Origin of the sequence: Undibacterium sp. Xuan67W, assembly GCF_049340165.1 — a bacterium.
Classification (GTDB): domain Bacteria; phylum Pseudomonadota; class Gammaproteobacteria; order Burkholderiales; family Burkholderiaceae_D; genus Undibacterium.
In genome coordinates this window covers 19,721-39,682 of record NZ_JBMPPN010000030.1, presented here as the reverse complement: position 1 = coordinate 39,682, position 19,962 = coordinate 19,721, and the positions used below count along the sequence as shown (strand labels likewise).

Annotated in this window: 13 protein-coding genes; 7 read left to right on the top strand and 6 right to left on the bottom strand. The window is 49.6% G+C overall.

Translation table 11 applies throughout. The features are described from left to right. Positions 1-97: 97 nt before the first annotated feature. The 4 genes from ACO0LE_RS18740 to ACO0LE_RS18725 all read right to left on the bottom strand — a co-directional run bounded on the left by ACO0LE_RS18740 (position 98) and on the right by ACO0LE_RS18725 (position 4,311). Positions 98-583 carry an alpha-amylase family glycosyl hydrolase gene (locus ACO0LE_RS18740; protein WP_422961854.1) on the bottom strand — a complete coding sequence of 162 codons (486 nt, stop codon included), beginning with the start codon at positions 581-583 and terminating at the stop codon, positions 98-100. A gap of 66 nt (positions 584-649) precedes the next feature. Further along, a complete protein-coding gene (locus ACO0LE_RS18735; protein ID WP_422961853.1) occupies positions 650-1,339 on the bottom strand; it encodes a cyclomaltodextrinase C-terminal domain-containing protein in 690 nt (229 codons plus the stop codon). Next, complete coding sequence (locus ACO0LE_RS18730) at positions 1,339-2,556, bottom strand: alpha-amylase family glycosyl hydrolase (protein WP_422961852.1); 1,218 nt, start codon at positions 2,554-2,556, stop codon at positions 1,339-1,341. Before ACO0LE_RS18730 ends, ACO0LE_RS18735 begins: the two co-directional genes overlap by 1 nt. Before the next feature lie 63 nt (positions 2,557-2,619). Beyond that, the gene (locus tag ACO0LE_RS18725) at positions 2,620-4,311 is read right to left on the bottom strand and encodes an alpha-amylase family glycosyl hydrolase (RefSeq protein ID WP_422961851.1); all 1,692 of its coding nucleotides are present in this window, start codon (positions 4,309-4,311) and stop codon (positions 2,620-2,622) included. A gap of 246 nt (positions 4,312-4,557) precedes the next feature. Between ACO0LE_RS18725 and ACO0LE_RS18720 the strand changes: the two genes are divergently transcribed. Next, positions 4,558-7,431 (top strand): alpha-1,6-glucosidase domain-containing protein, encoded by a 2,874-nt coding sequence (locus tag ACO0LE_RS18720; RefSeq protein WP_422961850.1) that lies wholly within the window; start codon positions 4,558-4,560, stop codon positions 7,429-7,431. A 120-nt stretch (positions 7,432-7,551) separates the two neighbouring features. Here the strand turns inward: ACO0LE_RS18720 and glk are convergent, their stop codons facing one another. Then, positions 7,552-8,559 carry a glucokinase gene (glk, locus tag ACO0LE_RS18715; protein ID WP_422961849.1) on the bottom strand — a complete coding sequence of 336 codons (1,008 nt, stop codon included), beginning with the start codon at positions 8,557-8,559 and terminating at the stop codon, positions 7,552-7,554. 867 nt (positions 8,560-9,426) lie between these two features. On the opposite strand from glk, the gene ACO0LE_RS18710 reads away from it, so the two are divergent. Continuing rightward, positions 9,427-11,346: a glucokinase gene (locus tag ACO0LE_RS18710; protein WP_422961848.1), complete on the top strand. Its 1,920-nt coding sequence runs from the start codon at positions 9,427-9,429 to the stop codon at positions 11,344-11,346. Between the two features lie 130 nt (positions 11,347-11,476). Then, positions 11,477-13,651: a S9 family peptidase gene (locus ACO0LE_RS18705; protein WP_422961847.1), complete on the top strand. Its 2,175-nt coding sequence runs from the start codon at positions 11,477-11,479 to the stop codon at positions 13,649-13,651. A gap of 83 nt (positions 13,652-13,734) precedes the next feature. Here ACO0LE_RS18705 and ACO0LE_RS18700 read toward each other — a convergent pair whose 3' ends face one another. Then, the gene (locus ACO0LE_RS18700; protein ID WP_422961846.1) at positions 13,735-14,442 is read right to left on the bottom strand and encodes a haloacid dehalogenase type II; all 708 of its coding nucleotides are present in this window, start codon (positions 14,440-14,442) and stop codon (positions 13,735-13,737) included. 440 nt (positions 14,443-14,882) lie between these two features. On the opposite strand from ACO0LE_RS18700, the gene ACO0LE_RS18695 reads away from it, so the two are divergent. The 4 genes from ACO0LE_RS18695 to ACO0LE_RS18680 all read left to right on the top strand — a co-directional run bounded on the left by ACO0LE_RS18695 (position 14,883) and on the right by ACO0LE_RS18680 (position 19,905). Next, on the top strand, positions 14,883-16,040 hold the full coding sequence (locus ACO0LE_RS18695; RefSeq protein WP_422961845.1) for an ABC transporter substrate-binding protein: 1,158 nt from the start codon (positions 14,883-14,885) through the stop codon (positions 16,038-16,040). Positions 16,041-16,272: 232 nt separating this feature from the next. Continuing rightward, entirely contained in the window at positions 16,273-17,163 is an 891-nt protein-coding gene (locus tag ACO0LE_RS18690) for a branched-chain amino acid ABC transporter permease (protein WP_422961844.1), read from the top strand. Positions 17,164-17,177: 14 nt separating this feature from the next. Further along, positions 17,178-19,172, top strand: a complete 1,995-nt coding sequence (locus ACO0LE_RS18685; protein ID WP_422961843.1) for an ABC transporter permease subunit — start codon at positions 17,178-17,180, stop codon at positions 19,170-19,172. A 1-nt stretch (position 19,173) separates the two neighbouring features. Beyond that, positions 19,174-19,905, top strand: a complete 732-nt coding sequence (locus ACO0LE_RS18680; protein ID WP_422957510.1) for an ABC transporter ATP-binding protein — start codon at positions 19,174-19,176, stop codon at positions 19,903-19,905. Positions 19,906-19,962: the final 57 nt, after the last annotated feature.

The following is a 19,962-nucleotide window of genomic DNA, read 5'->3' as shown; positions in this document are numbered from 1 at the left end:
GGCCACGTTCAGTGACTTGTTTAATCGCTTCTGCTTTGAATTCTTCAGTGAATCGACTCTTTCTCATGATGTACTTCCTTCTCAGTTTTTGACATTATTAAATGTCTACTGAATTAGGGGAAGTCCAATCCTTATCTTTTTTATAGAAATCCGGATGTTCTTTTGCCCATGGATGATCCCAGGCCGTATGGTTAGGAACCCAGTCGATGATCACGTACATGCCTGCTGCATGAATGGCGTTTACCAGGTGTTTAAAATCAGCAGGTGTACCAAATTCCGGATTGACACCACGATAGTCTTTTACCGCGTAATAACTGCCTAAAGTGCCTTTGCGATTTATCTCGCCGATAGGATTGATCGGCATTAGCCAGATCACACTGACCCCCATCTTCTTTAATTCCGGCAGATATTCTTCAAATTTTTGAAAACTACCTTCTTTTGAATGCTGGCGAATATTCGCTTCATAAATCATGGCGTTCTTTGTCCATGCCAGATGTTTCACTGAAGATTGCACTTGTGCGTAAGCGGTAAGTGGTACGATAGTGCTGGCACTCAATGCAACTAAGGTAAGTAGTTTTTTCATGTCTTCCTCAAAGCGATCAGTCGTTAAAAAATAGGTATGTTCAGTCCACTACAAATCGGTTATTTGTCAGAGTTCGTTGATGTCGATAATGGTCGCTGAGAGTGGCGACAAATGCAGGGGTTTTTTCAAATCGACCTCCTGTCCCGTCAATATGTTGCGGCCCTTTGCCGTGGGGCTTAACATTTCAGAAAAGCGTGAGGTAGCGAGATTAGTCTCAATAGTATTTTTGTTTAATATCACCATCACTTTTTGAGTGCCGGTGTACCGAAAATAAACATAACAACCGTTTTCCGGGAGGTAATGCAATAACTTTCCCTGATGAATAGCGGCAGAGGTTTTTCGCCAGTTCAGTAATTGGCGCATAAAATCCTGTGCTTCTTTTTGCATCTTACTTAATCCCTTACCTGTAAATGCACTGATCTTGTCACCGGTCCAACCGCCCGGGAAATCGCTGCGTACCTTGCCGTCATCACGTTTTTTCGGACTTTGCATCAACACTTCTGTGCCATAAAAAAATTGCGGAATACCCCGCATCGTGGCGAGATACGTCAATGCCATTTTGTAGTGCGGGAGGCTATTATTTAATGCTGAAAAAAGCCGGCTTGTATCGTGGTTGCCCTCGAAAATAACCAGGTTGCTGGCATCCGGATAGATAAAGTCATTGGCAATTGCCAGATATATTTTCAATAAACCCTCTGATGCTGACTCCTCACCCATCAAGCCCGCACGCAGACTGTCATGTAAGGGGAAATCCATCATGCTGGTACACTGGAGACATAGCCGTCTGGATTGATTTTTCCTCGCTGCCAGTAAGCGACGATGGCGGGGTTATTACTCCACTCTTCGCCGACGAGATTCAGATGCGGATATTCATTGGTCACACTACGCGACCACTCAGCGAGAAAGCTTTTGTCTGAGTAAGAATAGGTGTCAGTGCGAATGCCGGACAGATCGGCGTATTCAATCCACCAGATGGTGTTTTGTATCAGGTAAGTCGCTAGCAGGGGATTGCGCTGATTCAGGTCAGGCATCGTGGTTGTGAACCAGCCGCTGGCGAATTTTTCTTTGTCGCCTTGTGCTGCATGCGGGTCTTGCACTGTGCTGCGCGCATGGGAGGTTTCTGTATATTTGTTTGGGAAATTTAACCAGTCGGGCGCAGGCATGTCCTTCATCCACCAGTGCCCGGATCCTACGTGGTTCAGCACGACGTCCTGAATAAATCCTAGGCCTTTACTTTTCGCTTTACTGACCAGTTGGCGATAGTCCTCGTTACTTCCCAGTCTGGCGTCGACCTGATACAGGTCGGTTGCTGAGTAGCCGTGATAGGAATAAGCAGCTTGATTATTTTGTGTCAGTGGAGTCGGCCAGATCGTGGTGAATCCCATCTGAGCAATGTAATCCAGATGGTCGCTAATGCCTTGTAAATCACCGCCATGCCTGCCGCCGGGTTTGGTTCGATTACTGCTCTCTACGAGTTGCGCAACCGAGTCATTCTCCGGATTGCCATTCGCGAACCGGTCTGGCACTAGCAAATATATCGCATCAGACTGACTGAAGCCTTTGCGTTGTGCAGAGTGCTCGCGGCGCGCATTGAGCTGATAGCCGGTGTTCAGGACCTTGATTCCCTGGCGACTAAAGTTGATGTCCAGCTTACCCGGTAAGGCTTGCTGAGTAACGTCGAGCTGGATAAATAGATAGTTAGGATTGCTGACTCGCTGGACGGAAGTGATGGTGACTCCGGGATACTGAATATCAGGAGTCAGCTCTCCAATACGGCGGCCGTGCACCATTAATTGTAGCTGCGGATTATTCATTCCCACCCACCATGATGCCGGTTCCAGGTGCGTGATCTGGTAATCCGCTGGCGTGGCTGCTGTAGTTGTTACCCGGGCAGCGAGCGTTTGAGCACTTACTGGATTAGTGAGCTGTCCGCTCAGGCTAATCAACGCAAGCAGGGAGTAAAGTAGCTTCATTGGTTTTAATTTATTTGGATTCAATAATTCAAGTCGCACACTTACTTTACAGGCCAGCAATCGCTATGGCGTCACATTGATTACCTGCACAGATTGTGCTGCCATAGTGATTTGGGCATTTCCCGATCCATCGGCGAGTATTGTCGTTCCGCTTTGCGGATAGAGGCTTGCCAGACTTGCGTTAGCAGATAAATTGCTCAGATTTGCCTGCGCTGATGCGCTGCCGTAATTAATCAATACCAGCGTTTTTTCACTACCAGACTGACGCTGAAACCCCATGAGACTGCCAGAGACAAATGCATTACTGTAACCGCCCTGGCTGATAGAAAGGCGGCTATTGCGCAAACTGAGCATGGCTTTATAAAAGCTGTAGATAGAGTTTGGATCTGCGATTTGTACGGCGACATTTTGTGTTGCCACATTCGCAGATAAAGCGCGGAATGGCGTTCCTGTGCTGAAGCCAGCATTACTTGCATTATTGGTCCAACTCATTGGTGTCCGTAATTTGGGATCTCCACTCAGTATTGCCGCGCCAGCCATGCCGATTTCTTCCCCATAGTAAATAAAAGGCGTGCCCGGTTGCAGTAAATAAGTAGCGGCGGCAAGTTTATATTTGGCCGTATCTCCACCGACCTGATCCCACAAGCGATCCCCTGCAAATGAGTCGTGGTTCGAGACCATGGTCGAGACCTCGGTTGTCATCGTCTTGAAGTAATTCGCGACGGCATTGATCGCATCCGTTTTACCTTTCGCTGCGTTCACGATGTCGTAATTGTGGTCAAAGCCAAAGGCGCTGCCGCAGACATTACCAGCAGAAAATCCTGCTACGTCTTCAGGTGCTTCGCACACCATGAAACGACGTTGATACGCATTAATGGCTTGATGAACGCTGCCCATGATAGGGTAGTTTTGTGGCTGGTCGTACCAGTCATTCGGACCATTTTCGACCAGATGGCCGACGGCATCAAAACGAAAGCCGTCAACCCCGCGGTTCATCCAGAAGCGCAGATTGTCCTGATGATAGCTAAACACTTTGGGATTGAGCATATTAAAGTCGGGCATCTGTGACCAGAAGCCGGCAAAATAGGCACCGTTCGAGGTGCTATACCACGGATTCGTACCAAAAATACTCCAGCCAGTCGGAGCCGTATCTTTCCAGACATACCAGGAGCGATAGTCATTTGAGGTCGATGCGGATGAGTTGATGAAAAGTGAATTCTGTGCCGCGCTATGATTCATTACATAATCGAGAATAATCCCGATACCGCGTGCATGCGCTTGTTTGACCAGTTCATCAAAATCGGCAAGATTGCCGTACCCGATTTCAATATTCCGGTAGTCGCTGACCGCATAGCCATGATCCGCATCCTGACTGCGTGTGACTGGCATCAGCCAGATGCCTTTGATACCTAAGTCGCGTAAATAGTCGAGACTTTGTATAACACCCCGCAAGTCTCCGATGCCATCACCGTCGCTGTCTTTGTAGCCGCGTACGTAGATTTCTATGAATGCACCTTTGCTCCACCCATCGGGCAAGCTACTGGCGGTATTGCCGGTGGAAACGGCGCTGATATCGACTGGCGTTAAACTCGGCGGCGGCGTTGGTGTGGTTGGTGTAGGTGGTGTGCTTGAGATTGAGGTTGTGGTGCTTGATCCTGATCCGCCGCCGCAGGCGCTGATCGCCAGTAAAAACACTAGGCATGTGATTGAAGTCAAAGGGCGTCCAACGCCCGCAGAATGAACTGAGTTACGCATACTTGTCTCCATATATGTAGATTAACTACATACTATTTATAGGTATATTTTAGGTTTTCCTAAATTTTTACCTAATTTTAAGCTTTAAAAGTCCGCTTGGCTAACATTATTTGTAGTTATGCTACAATAAAATCGACAGTAAAAATGTTGCTCTGCTACGAAGGCGTGAGATTGGCTAGAGGATATGCGCGCTTGTTTAAATCGTTAATGAGTTGAATGAAAAATTGAGATAGGGACAATAGGTATATGCAGCGAATCGGTGTGGATAGCTTAGGTAATAAGTTGGAGAATCAGCGAGAGAATCAGGGGATGATTGCCAGCGTTATTTCAGGTATTTCCCCCGTTACGATCAATAAGATGTGGCGTTCGCTGATTGTTGTGGCTCTTGTCATCAGCATTTTGCAAAGTAATCAGGCCGCTGCCGCGGATCGCTTTCCACAGATCAATGCCGGTGTTGAGGTATGCAACGAGCCGCAATTTCAAACGGTATTGCACACGGCAAAAATACCGGCAGAAGCGCGGGCAGTCTGGCTTGATGCCAGATTTATTCAGTGGCCGTCGAAGACCGGTGCCGGACAATTCAAACTTTATTATTCCGCTGCCGCTCAGGTCGTTGCACAAGTGGGTGAGCGGGTTCGCGATGCTGACGGCGTTCTGAATCTCAGCGTTTTTGGTACTGCTGCACCAGCGCCGGTGGCGACGCGTTTTAGTTATCTCGCTGAAGGTGTGATGCTTCAGCTCGCAGAGCCGGATGTCATACGTGTTCCTGAACTGCTCCGTCGGCAACTGGTGCTCGTGCAAGAAAGTGCAGACGGCGTCGTATTGGCATCTACCCATTTACAAGTTGCAGGTGTGATTGATGATGTGTTTGATGCGGCGACAATGGCCTCTGATCTCGGTGTGACCGTCGCTGCAAGGGCGACTAAATTCCGTCTGTGGGCGCCGACGGCGCAACAGGTCTATGTGTGCAGTTTTGATACGGGCAGTGGCAAGGCTGTCGCGGTAGAGCCGATGTTGCGCGATCCGGCAAGCGGTATATGGTCTTTGGTCAAGCCGCATAATTTATCCGGAAAATATTACCAATACCTGCTTGATGTAGTGGTGAATGGCGCGGGTGTTATTCGTAACCGGGTGACTGATCCTTACTCCGTCAGCTTAACTACCGACTCCAAACGTAGCTATATCGCCAGCCTTGATGATGTGCGGCTGAAGCCAGATGGTTGGGATGTAGTCACCGCACCTGCGCCATTGAAGTCGCAAACCGACATGGTGGTGTACGAGTTGCATGTCAGAGATTTTTCTATTAATGATCCCACGGTCAGTGCGCCTCATCGCGGTAAATATGCCGCATTCAATGAGGTGAATTCAAATGGTATGCGACATCTGCAAGCGCTCGCCGCATCAGGTTTAACGGATATTCACTTGCTACCTATTTTTGATTTTGCCACGGTACCGGAAAAAGAATGTCTGACACCGATCATTCATGGGACGGCTAGTGATACCACGCAGCAGGCCGTCATCGTGGCGAACGCCGCAAAAGACTGTTTTAACTGGGGATATGATCCGTATCATTACAATGCACCTGAAGGGAGTTACGCCAGTGATCCTGCGAACGGTGCGACCAGAATCACAGAGCTTCGTAAGATGGTGATGGCGCTGCATCGCGCGGGATTGCGTGTCGGTATGGATGTCGTCTATAACCATACCGCAGCAGCGGGTCAGAAAGAGAAGTCTGTTCTCGATCGAATCGTCCCTGGCTATTATCACCGCCTGAATGCGAGTGGTGCAGTCGAGCAGTCGACCTGCTGCGATAACACGGCGACCGAAAATAAAATGATGGCAAAACTGATGGTTGATTCTGTTTTGCTATGGGCAAAACACTACAAAATCGATTCGTTCCGCTTTGACCTGATGGCGCATCAGCCGCGTCAGCTCATGGAACAACTGAAGGCAAAGCTGACATCCGTTGTTGGTCGTGATGTGCAGCTCATCGGTGAGGGCTGGAATTTTGGTGAGGTGGAGAATGGTGCACGTTTTGTGCAGGCGTCGCAGCTCTCGCTGAACGGATCTGGTATAGGGACATTCAGCGACAGAGCCAGAGATGCGGTGCGGGGTGGTGGTGCGGCAGAGTCAGGTGATAATCTGGTGAAAAAACAGGGTTATATCAACGGTCTTTTTTATGCGCCTAATGAGCTCGCTAGTCAGTCATCAAATCGTGCTGATGCTCAGCAATTGATGGACGCTGCCGATATGGTGCGCGTTGGTCTGGCAGGCTCACTCCGTGATTATCTTTTGATGACTAGGCGTGATGTGCAGTTACCGCTGGCACAGCTGGATTACAGCGGTCAGCCCGCCGGATATGTCAGTGAACCGTCAGAGGTAGTCAATTATGTAGAGAATCATGATAACCAGACCTTGTTCGATGCGAATGCCTACAAGCTACCCACGACGACCAGTCATGAAGACCGGACGCGGGTACAGATGCTGGGTGTGGCTATCAACGCATTTAGTCAGGGCGTTGCGTATTTTCATGCGGGTATTGATACCTTGCGCTCCAAGTCGATGGATAAAAACAGTTTTGATTCGGGTGATTGGTTTAACCGGATTGACTGGTCATATCAGGATAATTATTTTGGAACCGGTTTGCCGCCATCCGCTGATAACGCCGCCGAGTACGCCATCCTTGTGCCTTTGTTGAGTAATGCGGCAATCAAGCCGCGTCCCGGTGATATTGCGATGGCACGCGATATGTTTCGTGATCTGTTAAAAATCCGGGCAAGCTCTTCTTTGTTTCGCCTGAAAACGAGTGCAGATATTCGCCAGCGCCTGCACTTTTACAACACAGGTTCGCAGCAAAATCCTGTGGTACTGGTTGCGCATGTTGATGGGCGCTCCTACCCGGATGCAGGTTTTAAGAGTCTGATGTATTTCATCAACGTGGCACCGGCCAGCCAATCAATCAGTATCGCCGCAGAAGCCGCAAAAAATTATGTGCTGCATCCGGTACATGTTCAGCCGGGCGCGGCAGATCAGCGACCTGTGCAGCTCGCAAGCTATGATGCGGTGACAGGTTTGTTCACTGTTCCTGCGAGAAGTGCCGTGGTATTTGTGGAGCGTTAGTCCACCAGGGCGCGGGACTGCCGGAACTCATTTCTGTTGATGTAATGAGTTCCGGCGAACTTGGTCAATGCAGTAAATAAGGCTGTGAACGGATTGGCGGTAAGTGATCGCAGGTAGGCCTTACTCTACTTGCTGCTCAATCGCCATTGCTGCGCCTGTTAATGCTGCTAATGTGTCGGTAATCAAGGCCGTGGGAATGTGCTTCAGATAGCCATCGAAGCGACCTTTTGCTTCAAACCGCTCGCGAAATCTGGATTGGAAGAAGTAATCGCCAAGGCGCGGTACGATGCCGCCGCCGATATACACGCCTCCGCGCGCACCCAGAATCAGGGCAACGCTGCCTGCGAAGCTACCGAGCAAGGCGCAAAATATATCCAGGGTTTTAGCGCAGACAGGATCGCTATTTGCCAGACCTTGTTCAACGATCGTTTCAGTCGAGAGTTCAGTGACGCTGACTTGCATGACTGCGGCAACAGCGTTATGCAGCACCGGTAAGCCGATTCCGGACAGCAAACGCTCCGCTGAGACATGCGGGTATAAAGTGCGGACATGATTCAGCAGTGCACTCTCAAATTCGTCGCCAGCGGCTAGTGTTGCGTGACCGCCTTCTCCTGGCAACGCGATCCAGCCTTTTTTGGTTTCAATCACGCCGGCGACACCGAGGCCGGTTCCCGGACCTATCACTGCCAGAGTGCCGGTTTGCACCGGCAGCGGGCCATTGGATTTTAGCTGTGTCGCACTGAGTCGCGGCAGGGACAGGGCGAGTGCTTCAAAATCATTTAAGACGATGAACGTATCCAGTTGCAATGCCGATTGCACCGCTGCTCTTGAGAAGCTCCAATGACTATTCGTGAATACAACCTGGTCGCTGGCAACGGCAGTTGCTACCGCAAAAGCTGCGCAGCGTGGTGCCTGATAGTCCTCTTTGAGTTGTGCGGCAAGCTCGGCAAGATAAGCATTGGTTGCGGCAACCGGATCGGTAAAGCCAATAACCGGCAGCGTACGGACAAATTCGATACCCGCATCTTTACTGGCGATCCAGCCAAAGCGCGCATTACTGCCGCCGATATCAGCGACCAGCCACGGAAAAGTAGTGGGGGATAGTTTGTTCATGGAAACGGATGCCATCACTTCGTTACTCCTTGCGCTCGGATGTACTTGCGCAGCGGTGCTCGCTAGCAGGGTGCTTCTGGGGATGTGAGTGACAAAAAAATGTTCGCATGATGATTGCCAGAAAATTAAATGGTAATTCGTGAGTGTAATGTAGCAAAACTACAGTTTCGATGCAACCGATAAACAAGGAAAGACTGAAAAACACCGCCGCTGAGACGAATTTCCCTCGTCAAGCTTGAATTTTTGCGCTTGCCATGAGGCATTGACCATCACTCATGAATAACTTCTAACAAGCTTCGCATTGAAACATCAGCGCTACAGGGTTGACACAAAACATCTAAGCACGGAGACATGGAGGCACGGAAACACAGAAACACAGAAAAATGGCAGGACTAATACGCCCATCGAATATCGATTAAAGAGTTTTTAGATGTTCCCCAAATGAATCCGCAGGCTGAATGCGCCTGTTGGCGTGAAAAGCCTTTGAAAGCCTCATCTAGCCTGCGTGTTCAATCTGACTGGTGGTGATGAAATTGTCATTTTGCGTCAGTCCTGTCTAAGTAAGTCAGTCGGAATGGCTCAGGTTCTGGCGGAATAGGCTGCTGTCACGGTGGTTTATGCTCTATGATGGATGTGTTGTAGTGAAGTTACATTTCCTGTTTTGAGCAAACTTTATATTCAATGCCAAGACGGCAGTTACATTGCCTGTTGGCATTTTTTAACAAAAAAGCACCTATACCGGTGAACAACTATCGTTCGCTGAGCCGCAGGACTACAATAGCGCGGCGAGATTTGATCCTGTGTGCGGGCTGGCTGAATTGGATTGGTTGGCAAGTATCCCGGGACGACCTGATCAATATTTACAATAAGAAATGAACGTACATGCTCCCTTTTGACAGTCCGCGCTTAATTGCCGATATCGGCGGTACCTACGCCCGCTTTGCATTGGAAGTGGCGAAAGGTGATTTTCAGCATATTGATTCCTTGCGCTGTGCGGAATTTCCTGATTTCGCTGCCGCAATTTCCTCCTATCTGGCATCTGTTCCTTCTCAGCATGTCGAACATGCTGCCGTTGCTATTGCGAACCCGGTTGATGGCGATCTGGTGAGTATGACCAATTACCACTGGCAATTTTCGATCGAAGAAATGCGCCAGAAACTCGGCCTTGATACTTTACTGATCGTCAACGACTTCACTGCGCTGGCGATGGCATTGCCAAGGCTTGGGCCTAACGACATACGGCAGATCGGTACTGGCGATGCCAGTAAACAAAGCGTGATCGGTTTGCTGGGACCCGGCAGCGGCCTCGGCGTTTCTGGCCTGATTCCCGCTGGTGATGGTTGGATTTCTCTCGGTTCCGAAGGTGGGCATACTAGTTTTTCTCCCAGAGATGAGCGCGAAATTGCCGTCCTGCGCTATGTATGGAAACACTTTGAGCATGTCTCGTTCGAGCGTCTGGTATCCGGCCCCGGACTTGAGCTGATTTACCGTGCCCTGGCTGAACTGGCAGGCGTTGCGCCGCTGGCGTTGACTGCTCCCGATATTACGCAGCGGGCGCTGGATGAGACGGATGCAGTTTGTGTCGATACGCTGGATGTTTTTTGCGCCATGCTGGGTACTGCTGCGGCCAATCTTGCGGTTACGCTGGGTGCCTTGGGTGGCATCTATATCGGCGGCGGTATTGTACCGCGCTTAGGCACGTATTTTGATGTATCGCGCTTCCGTTCACGGTTTGAAGACAAGGGCCGATTTAGTCGTTATGTGGCAGCGATTCCGACCTTTGTCATTACTGCAGAACATGCAACCTTTACTGGCGCTTCAGCGATCCTGGATGCGCAATTGCGCACTTTGAGTGCCGATCCAGGCTCAGCAATTCTTGGCCAGATTCGTCGTGCCCGATCCGAGTTGTCACCGGCAGAGTTACGCGTCGCTGAGCACGTACTCGCGCATGCGCGCTCGGTATTGAATGATCCGATCGCAGAGATCGCCAGAGCTGCCGAAGTAAGTCAGCCAACGGTGATCAGGTTTTGCCGTTCTCTGGGTTGCGAAGGCTTATCTGATTTTAAATTGCGCCTTGCTTCAGGACTCACTGGTACGGTACCTGTCACGCATATTCAGGTAACCAATGACGACTCTGCCCTGGAGCTTGGTGCAAAGGTATTAGGCAATACCGCCTCAGCAATATTACAGGTGCGTAGCCAGCTCAATCGTGAAATGATTGACCGGGCAATTGATCTGATCGTGCATGCGGATCGCGTTGAGTTCTATGCCATCGGTCATTACGGCGTGGTTGCCCAGGATGCACAATTCAAATTTTTACGCCTTGGTATTCCTAGTGTTGCGCATACGGATTCACGTTTGCAATTGCTGGCCGCCAGTGTATTAAAGCCAAAAGATGTGGTGGTCATTATCAGTAGCAGCGGCCGCCTGCCCGAGTTGCTGGAGGTCGCAGAAAAAGCGCGTGAGCGCGGAGCGACGGTCATCGCGATTGCAGCGAGCCAGTCACCGCTGGTACGTAAGGCAGATGCCGCACTGATTGTCGATCATGTCGAAGATGTCTCTACGCATTTGCCGATGGTCAGCCGTATCCTGCATCTACTCGTCATTGATATGCTCGCCGTCGGCGTTGCCATGCGACGTAATCCAGACGGTGGTAGCTTGCTGGGAGGCGAGGCGGATGAGCGCCTGGATGAAGCGAGCTCTTCCTCAAAAAGAGCCGACTCACATAAAGGTGCCCGCAATGAGGCCCCTGGCGTCAGTATTGCGTCTCCGTTGGCACGTCTGACATCTCACAGCAGATAAGTTTGCCGTCGAACTTGTTGTCATCATCAAACCATGAAATCGGCTTGGCCAGTAGTGCAATTTATATAGACGAATTAGTCCAGATAACTTGTACGGCTTGCTAGGCTGACTTAACTATCGAGGTTCTATTATGCGTAGTCGTACCATCGGTTTTTCGTTTCTGACTTTCTCAGTTTCCTTACTATGTTGCCCCGCAGTGTTTGCTGCCTCAGCAGTCATGCCTTCATCATCGGCAACATCGGCATTACAAGCGTCTACGGCACCACCGGTGGCCGCACAACAGCCATATCAGGTCGAGTCACCCAACGGCACGCGGAACGATCCGTATTACTGGCTGCGCGATGATGCCCGCAAATTACCTGCCATGCTGGATTACCTGAATGCAGAGAACGCTTATTTCAAAGCGCAGTCTTCGGCTTATCAGGGACTGACTGATCGGCTATACAAAGAGATTGTTGGACGCATCAAACAGGATGACAGCACTGTCCCGTTTAAAAAGGGTCAGTATCTGTATTACACGCGTTTCGCCAAAGGGGCGGAGTATCCGGTATTTGGCCGCAAACCTGTCGCAGGCGGTTTCGAGCAGATCATGCTGGACGGGAATCGTGAAGCGAAAAATAAAGCGTATTTTGACGTCGGACAAAGAGCTGTAAGTCCGAACGAACAATTGCTTGCCTATCTTGAGGATGACAGCGGTCGCCGTCAGTACAAGTTGAAGTTCCGCGATCTTAAAACGGGCAAAAATTTTACCGATGAGATCGCCGGTTTATCTCCGCAAGTGGTGTGGGCGGCTGATAATAAGACCGTGTTTTATATAGAGAACGATCCGGTGACGCTGTTATCCACCCGTGTCAAAAAACATGTGCTGGGTACCGATGCCAAAGAAGACACGATCGTCTACACCGAGCAGGATCATAGCTATTACATGAGCATCGCGACTACCGGCGATGATCGCTATCTCGTCATCGAATTGCGTAGCACAGAGACGAGTGAGGCGCATATTCTCAGCGTCGATCATCCTGAGGCTATGCCGGTGGTGTTTGCCCCAAGAACTACCGGGGTTAAATATAGTATTGATCATATCAATGGACGCTGGATTGTATTGACCGACTGGCAGGCACCGAATTTTTGCTTGATGTCAGTGGCAGACGCCATGGTAGGTGACCGGAACCATTGGAAAGAACTGGTTCCGCATAACAAATCTGTGTTCATTCAGAATTTTGCGCTGTTTAAAAATTTTATCGCAATCAATGAACGTTCTGATGGCTTGTTACGTTTAAAGGTCATGTCCTGGAATGCGCCTGAGAAGGCCACGTTTATTCAATCCGACGAACCTGCTTATGCGGCGTCGTTTGGTATTAATGCTGAGCAGGACACCGATGAGCTACGCTATAGCTATAGTTCGCTGACAACACCACCGAGTGTGTATTCGGTCGATATGAAAAGCGGGGTGAGAAAGCTGATGAAGGAACAGCCGGTATTAGGTGGTTTTAAACGCCAGAACTATACAACTGAACGGGTGTGGGCTAACGCGCAGGATGGCACCAAAATTCCGGTATCACTGGTATATCGTAAAGGCTTTAAACGTGACGGACATGCACCGCTGTATCAGTATGCCTATGGCTCCTATGGAATGTCGACCGATCCTGTTTTTCGTCCGGCAGTGATCTCGCTTCTGGACCGCGGGTTTGTATTTGCGATTGCGCACATCCGTGGTGGTCAGGAGATGGGGCGTGACTGGTATGAGAATGGCAAATTATTAAAAAAGAAAAATACCTTCACCGATTTTATTGATGTGACCGATTACCTGGTTGCGCAGCGTTACGCCGCTAAAGACAGAGTCGTTGCAATGGGCGGCAGTGCAGGTGGTTTGCTGATGGGCGCGGTTGCCAATATGGCAGGCGATAAATATGCCGGCATAGTCGCCCATGTTCCTTTCGTTGACGTCGTCACCACCATGCTAGACGAGAGTATTCCGCTGACGACCAACGAATTTGATGAGTGGGGTAATCCAAAACAAAAAACGTCGTACGACTACATGCTCTCGTATTCGCCTTACGACAACGTCCAGAAAAAAGATTATCCCGCCATGCTGGTCACCACCGGCTTGTATGATTCTCAGGTTCAGTACTATGAGCCAAGCAAATGGGTTGCCAAGTTGCGTGCAACCAAAACAGGCCAGCAGCCTTTGCTCTACAAAGTCAATATGGAAGCAGGGCACGGTGGTAAATCTGGTCGTTTCGTCCGTCAATTACAGACGGCGGAAGAGTACGGCTTTATCTTGCATCAGTTAGGGATGAAATAGTTACTGCAATATGGCAAGCCGGATATGTCCTGCATGAAGAGATGATGTGCTTTTCATGCAGGAACATCTTCCCCTCAAATAGCTTAAGCACCCAGTAGATCGGCGAGATGAGCGAGGTCTCTGGCGTGATAAGTATTTGCCGGATTGGCTGAAATATCCTTGGCGACGGCTGGTCCATATTCGACAGGACGCTCAATGTAGGCAGTTTTTAATCCACAGGCTCTGGCTGCTGCCAGATCACTTTGATGTGCGGCTACCAGCATGACCTGATCCGGTCGCACGTCTAACAAGTTTGCAACGCCCAGATAGGTTGCCGGGTCGGGCTTGTAGCGCCGGAAGATTTCTGCAGACAAAATGCAGTCCCAGGGCAAGCCCGCATGTTTTGCCATATTTGTGAGCAAACTCATATTCCCGTTAGAAAGAGTGCAAATCGTAAAACGTGATTTGAGTCTGACTAAGCCTGCAACACTATCCGGCCATGCATCGAGCCGGTGCCATACCTGGTTGAGGTGGTCTCGTTGATGATTGCTCATTTGCGTTAAGCCAAATTGCGGTAACAAGTCCTCCAGGATCTGCCGGTGCAGCACGTCGATTGTGGTCCAGCCGGTTTGACCCGACATTACACGCTGCATCGCCGGGACATAGGCTTCTCTCCATGCCAGCGCAAAGCGATTACCGTCGATTGTCGGTGCGATCTGTTCAATTTCTCTTCTGACGCTGGTATACCAGTCGACAACCGTACCAAAGACGTCAAAAGCGAGTACTCTGAGTTGATCTGATTCTGGATTCATCTTGGCTCCTGGCGGTGATGCCTGATCATACTATCTTGCATGCAACAATCAATTTCTCCGGTGGAAAGCTGGCGTTGTTTTTGCGAGAAAATTATTAATCAATACTACTTACCCTACATCTCGAAAAGCACCGTATTTTTACGCAGTATTGGTGCGCTGCAAAATAGAATTTAGCAGGGAAAACGAGGTAAATATGCTTTTTTCAGTAGTACTGCGTAGGCACTCACGTAAGCATGCAAATATTTCATGTGAATATGAATTTCTTTTCACTTGGGAATAAAATTCACTATGCCAGAATCTTTGTGCTTAGTTTGTGTTGGGTAAGTGTGGATGCTGCGGCAGTGAACGACTTCTCTGGAAAATGCCGATGTTCCATATGCTTCATAACAGAAATTTTGTAGTAAATCAGATGGTTCAAAATAATATAAATGGAGGACGACATGTCATATAAATTACAGGCAATGATTGTAGCTGCGTTGGCGACTTTGGCATTATCAGCAGTAGCTGCAGATCCGATTAAAATTGGTGTTACCGGCCCATTCACCGGCGGTTCTGCACCGATGGGTGTGTCTATGCGTGATGGCGTTAAACTCGCCGTTACCGAAATCAATGCAGCAGGTGGTGTACTCGGTCGTCCGTTCCAGTTAGTTGAACGTGATGATGAAGCAAAAAATGAGCGCGGCGTTCAGGTTGCGCAAGAGCTCATCAACAAAGAAAAAGTTGTTTCCACCGTCGGTTTCATCAACACCGGTGTTGCGCTCGCATCCCAGCGTTTTTATCAGGAAGCCAAAATTCCGGTTATGAACAATGTTGCCACCGGCAGCGTGGTGACCAAGCAGTTTGCTGATCAGCCTGAAAACTATATTTTCCGTAATGCCGCACATGACACAATTCAGTCAGCAATGATCGTCGAAGAGGCAGTGGGCAAGCGCAAGCTGAGTAAAGTAGCGATTCTGGCGGACTCCACCAACTACGGCCAACTCGGTCGTGAGGACTTGGAAAAAGCACTGGATAAAAAAGGCTTGAAACCCGTTGCTGTTGAAAAGTTCAATATCAAAGACGTGGATATGACAGCGCAATTGCTGAAGGCAAAGCAGTCTGGCGCACAAGCGATTCTGACTTACGGTATCGGTCCTGAACTTGCGCAGATCGCGAACGGTATGGAAAAACTGAACTGGAAAGTACCGATGATCGGCAGCTGGACACTGTCTATGGGTAACTTCATCGACAACGCTGGCAAGAACGGCGAAGGCGCATCAATGCCGCAAACCTTCATCCAGATTCCCAACACGCCAAAACGTAAAGCCTTCATTGATGCTTATCTGAAAGCCTACAATCCACCTGGTGGCCGTATCCCGTCTCCAGTGTCGGCAGCGCAGGGCTATGATTCCATCTATTTGTTAGCCGCAGCAATCAAGCAGGCCGGTTCTACAGAGGGACCAAAAGTCCGCGAAGCCCTGGAAGGTTTGCAGGCAAAAGTAGAAGGTGTCGTCACGACTTATGACAAGCCTTTCACTAAAGTAGATCACGAAGCGATCAAAGCCGGTATGCCAGTCATGGGTGCCGTCAAAGAAGGTCACGTCGCTCTGGCGCAATAAGCTCTTCAATCAATTCAAGTAACACAGCTGCTTAAGTAGTGATTTTTGATTCCTTGATTTATTAATGATTAAATTAAGAAATAATTCAAAAATCAATACAAGTACTCGTTGTAGGTAGCGCTGGCATCTCACACATCAGATAGCACAATCGGAATTTTTACGATCTGTACAATTTATTTGGATAGTGAGATGCCAGTCATTCCTGTGTTCTACACTTGCTCTCAAGGTCATCATGGATATTGTTCTCCAATTAGTGTTCAGCGGCATCGCGCTGGGCATGATTTACGCCGTCATTGCGTTCGGCTATCAACTTACTTTTGCGACCTCCGGCACTCTGAATTTCGGACAAGGCGAAGCACTGATGCTAGGCGCATTGGTTGGTCTCAGCCTGGTCGGCAATATTCATGGCGGGCCCTACATGAGTTACTGGCTCATGATTCCGATTGTGATTGTTTTCGGTGCTTTACAAGGTGCGGTCGTTGAATGGATTGGCGTCCGTCCGGCGATCAAAATTAAATCTGAATTCGGCTGGATTATGTCCACCATTGCACTCGCCATCATCTTTAAAAATGTCGCTGAAAATATCTGGGGCAAAGACGATCTGACTTTTCCAACACCGCTGTCCGCGACGCCGTTCCAGGTGCTGGGTGCGAACGTGCAGCCGATGCAGATCGTTGTTGTACTGGGTGCGCTGGCGATGATGCTGGCAGTTGAGTTATTCAACCGGAAGTCGATTTACGGAAAGGCGGTCGTCGCCACGTCCAACGATCGCGATGCTGCAGGATTGATGGGGATTAATACCAGTATGGTCATTACCTTTTCTTATGCACTGTCATCAGCAACCGCTGCCTTCGCAGGCGTTCTGGTCGCACCTCTGACGCTCACCGGTGCCACTATGGGCACCGCCTTGGGTCTCAAGGCGTTTGCGGTAGCGATTATCGGTGGATTGACATCTGGTATGGGCGCGATTGTCGGTGGATTGATACTTGGCGTTGCTGAAACCCTGACCGGATTCTATATCTCCACAGGTTACAAGGAAGTTCCAGGGCTGTTATTGCTGCTGCTGGTACTGGCGGTAAAACCTGCTGGTCTGTTCGGCAAAACTGCAATTAAGAAAGTTTAAAAATGAGTCTGATGATGAATAAAAAAACTTTCATTACTGCGATTATCGGTCTGATCGCCCTAGCCGCTTTCCCTGTCATCGTACACAACCCGTATTACATCCACTTAGCCGAGACGATACTGATCTACGCGATTCTTTTGTTTGGACTGGACATTGTGGTGGGTTATACGGGACAGGTATCTCTCGGACATGCCGGATTATTTGGTATCGGATCTTATACAACCGGCGTGCTGTATTTTAAATTTGGTTTGCCGTTCCTGATTGCGATGCCAGCCAGTATCGGCGTGACAGCGATATTCGGCGCTCTTCTGGCACTACCGGCTTTGCGTGTGACAGGGCCTTATCTCGCGATGGTTACCTTGGCGTTCGGTACGATTATTCAGATTCTCATCAATGAGATGACTTTCCTGACAGAAGGACCGATGGGATTGAAAGTTGCCAAGCCGATGTTCTTCGGCGTCAAACTCGGTGAGGTAGGTTTTTTCTATCTTGTAGCCGTCATGATGGTGCTGTCACTGATCGTCGTTCACAGGATTTTAAAATCACATCTGGGTCGGGCATTTCAGGCATTGCGTGATAGTCCGATTGCCTCGGATTGTATGGGTGTCTCGGTCTATCGCTATAAAGTATATGCCTTCGTCATCAGCGCAGCGCTGGCTGGGCTGGCGGGTAGTTTGTATTCCTATTCAGAAGAATATATTTCGCCAAACACCTATAACTTCGAGCTGACTATCATGTTCCTGCTCGCTATTATCATGGGTGGCCGCAAGACCCGTAGCGGTGCCCTGTTAGGTGCGCTGATTGTCGTCATGTTGCCTAGTTTGCTGGCCGATATTGAATTGTTCCGCAAGATCGCAACGGCAGCTGCAGTCATCGGCGTTGTCGCCGGGGCACTCATGTTACTGAAAAAACGTAAGACGATCAGAGACATTATCGTGCCTCTGGTAGCGACAGTCGGCATGGCGATGTTCTCCTATCGTCTGGAAAATATCACTGACTGGCGCCTGACGATTTTTGGTTTAATGACCCTGTTCGTGGTGTACTACCTGCAAGATGGCATTGTTGGTTTTATGCGTGGACTGGTCGGATCCCGGATAGAGCATACGGTGCATGCCAATGCCGTTGCCGATGAATCCAAAGCCTGGAGCATGGCGGATCCCAGTACGCCAATCACCGGCAGCCTGCTGCGTGCGAAACAGGTACTAATGCAGTTCGGCGGACTCAAGGCATTGAACCAGGTAGATCTGACGATTGCCAAATGTACGGTGCACGGATTGATCGGACCAAATGGTTCTGGCAAGAGCACCATGATGAACGTACTGACAGGTATTTATCAACCTACCGGCGGTAGTGTCGAGTTCAATGGCAAAACGATTTCCGGGTTAACCCCATCCGAAATCGCCTTGGGCGGTGTTGCCCGTACTTTTCAGAACGTACAGTTATTTGGCGAGATGAGTGCGACAGAAAATATTCTGGTTGGTCTGCATCACACTTTTAAAAGTAACGTACTCGATGTCATGCTACATACGCCTCGTTACAAGCGTGAGGAGCATGAGGCCAGAGTGCGTGCTGCGGCTATTTTGCAATTCATGGGACTGGCTGCACTGACCGAAGAAGAGGCGCGTAATTTGCCTTACGGTAAACAGCGGATGCTGGAAATCGGCCGCGCTCTTGGCCTGAATCCCAAGCTCTTATTGCTCGATGAACCCGCCGCAGGTTTAACCGCGCCGGATATTAAGGAATTGATCGCCATCATTCGCAAGATCCGCCAGCATGGCATTACGATTATCCTGATTGAGCATCATATGGATGTGGTGATGTCGATTTGCGATACCGTGACGGTACTCGACTTCGGTCAAAAAATTGCAGAGGGTAAGCCATCCGAAGTGCAGACCGATCCTAAAGTAATTGAAGCCTATCTCGGCGGCTCGGTTGGCGACGACAGCGCAGAACCTACGTCAAACACGATATCAACAACGCCAATCACAGCAGATCAGGCAAGGGGCTGACATGTTATCTATTTCAAACCTGCATGCAGCCTATGGCAAAGTCGAAGTCCTGCATGGTATTTCTCTCGACGTACCAAAAGGCAAAGTGGTGACCTTAATCGGATCCAATGGCGCAGGTAAAACCACAACCATGCGCGCCATCTCAGGGATGTTAAAGCCGAAAATGGGAAGCGTAAAACTTGCGGGTAAAGATGTCACCGGCTTGGAGTCTCATAAGATAGCCCGTGCTGGCCTGGCGCATTCCCCAGAGGGTCGCCGGGTATTTTCCACCATGAGCGTGACGGATAATTTGTTGCTGGGAGCGTTTCCTCGATTCACACGGTCTCGTCCCAAAGGAGATGTGGCAGCGGATCTTGAAAAAGCCCTGGAGCTATTTCCCCGATTGAAAGAAAGACAGCATCAACTCGCTGGAACCTTGTCTGGCGGTGAGCAGCAGATGCTGGCGATGGCGCGCGCGGTCATGCTGAATCCTGAAGTGATCTTGCTGGACGAACCATCTATGGGGCTGGCACCGATTCTGGTGGAAGAAGTTTTTCGCATTATCCTGCGCCTGAAAGAGCAGGGCGTCACCATGCTGCTGGTGGAGCAATTCGCGGCGGCTGCGTTGAACGTGGCCGACTATGGTTACGTTTTGGAAAACGGTCGCATCTCTGTTCATGGGCCTGCGGACAAACTCAAAAACGATCCTGCAGTAAAAGCCGCCTATTTGGGCGGTGATCATGCGCATGAATGACATTTTCTCATCCACCATTGATTGACGAAAAAAATCCCTCCTAACTTACAGGAGGGA